Genomic DNA, 2,058 nt, shown 5'->3' on the forward strand with positions numbered 1-2,058 from the left:
GCCGTACCAACAGTGCACCGTCAACGGGCTGGCCAGCCAGTTCGCGTTGCAGCTGTTCGCTATTGGCGGGTAAGCGCAGGAATTGCAGCAGGATATTGAGGCAGCCGATTGCGCTGGCGGCGGTATCGGGGGGCGGGTTGGCAGGGGGGGCGAGTGGCAATTGTTGGATCTCCTGGGCAAAAGGGCCGGCATCCTGCCACAGGGGAATTATTGGAACTTTAAAATAACAGCATTAATTTTAGTATTTTGGCCAATAAAGTGTGTACGGATTAAACCTTAGAGGAATTCCTTAATGCAGGCATTCGGAAATTTCAAATATAATAGTCGATCCATTGCCTATACCTAGTAGTATTAGGCTCCTAATAACATACAACAAATTAGTGTCATCATAATGCTTAAACTTGATACTTGGCACTATTGTCTTCATTTAAAACATTTATCATGCTTCAAGAGAAGTCTTTAATTATTGCAAACCTGTTTCTTTGCTTAGCGTTAACCGCATGTGGTGGTGGCAGTGGTGATCAGCCAATTAAAACCACAACGCAGACTCCACCTTCTGTACCAACACCAACTAAAAATACCGAACAGTGGTTATTGGAAGGTGACATATATAGTTTACGTGTTGGTTATGCTGGTTCAGAAATAACAGGCATTACCAATCCAAATGAGTTAGGTAGTACCAGCGTACTCAAAACGTCCGTTAAAGAGAAAGACAAGGAGCAACTGCTGATTTCTGATGATGCTTCGAAAGGAGATAGCCCCACTCAAACGCCTGAGTTCCTTAGAACAATACTATCCCCAGATGTATCCTTTACTGACATGGATTTATCCCATAGAGAATTACGTGAAATACAGTATTTGGGCACGAGGGCGATTGGAAACCTGTATGCTAACAACAAAACCTCACCTGAATGGTTAACCCATATAGATAGATATCATGATGGCTTTCCAACTTATAGATTCAGGTTGGAAGAGTTTGATCTGACTGGAAAGCTGATGAAAGACAGCTTATATTTCAGTACCGGGGCAAGTAAAAATGGACTACTACCTTCTGGTGCAAAATTAGTAGATTCATTAAGTGATGTTAAATTTTCAAATGGCGCAAAGGGCTTAAGAACGCATGTTGTGCTGCCAGCCAATATGCTGTTAAGTGGGACAAAGTTCCGGACTGAATTCAATGCTAAAGAAGCGCTGCTTTGTATAAGGGACCAGATAAATGGGCCGGTCGGTGTTGGCCTCAAGCTAACCAGCGACGAAAAAGTGGAGGTCTACAATTTGGAAAGCGGGAAGTGCGCAGTGATGGGGCCTGCCCGAGGAGAGGGTAAGGTAGAGGTAAGCGTGTATGATGCCCACTGTGGATTAGATAGCCAGACAACCTATTTCTTTGACTTTCCTTCTGCAATAAAGGTAGAGGATCAATTTTTAAACCCGACATATCTGAATGCAGGTGCTAAATTGGCAGTTAGTACTAAATTTGATCCACAAGGTAAAGGCATAATTGGTGGCGTTGGTGCTTATTTCAAAAAAGAAACGGAATTAGTCGATCCGCAGATTCACTTCAACAAGGCTGCGATTAGTGAGTTGAAGACACAATTTGGATTACCCTAGTTGTAGCGACTTACAAACGAAACTGGCCGGGCCTGCGTTCAAGGCGATTTCTGGCCAGGATTCATTACACACAGCCCCCTCTAAAGCTTGCATTAATTGCAACTAAGATTGCCTTTTATCGCTTAGGGCTGCATTTAATGGATATGCTGTGCAGCAATAAGCACAGGCCCCGTGATAGCAAGTAGTCCTGGCCTTAACGAGTGAAAAAACTAGTAAAGCCATCTTTTCGTGGTTGTTATCTGTATTCATGACACAGGCCGTTCGCCCAGCCGAGTCATCATCGAAAAATATTGAATCCGCAGGCAGCAATCAGGCTGCGGTTCCTGCGGTAATCCCCCCATTTTTAAGGGGAGTCAGAAGTAGCGCTATGCGACCATGGCCAGCCGCTGTATTGGGGTAATACCGCCCAAGGCCATGTTAGGGCGTTCGTGATTGTAGAACCAGATCCAA

General features: G+C 44.6%; 1 protein-coding gene. It reads left to right on the top strand.

From position 1 onward, the window contains the following. The first annotated feature begins 441 nt into the window (after window positions 1–441). Complete coding sequence (locus tag ACUHMQ_RS20525; RefSeq protein WP_445297306.1) at window positions 442–1,608, top strand: hypothetical protein; 1,167 nt, start codon at window positions 442–444, stop codon at window positions 1,606–1,608. Window positions 1,609–2,058 lie beyond the last annotated feature (450 nt).

The sequence above is a fragment of the Chitinimonas violaceus genome, assembly GCF_052601015.1.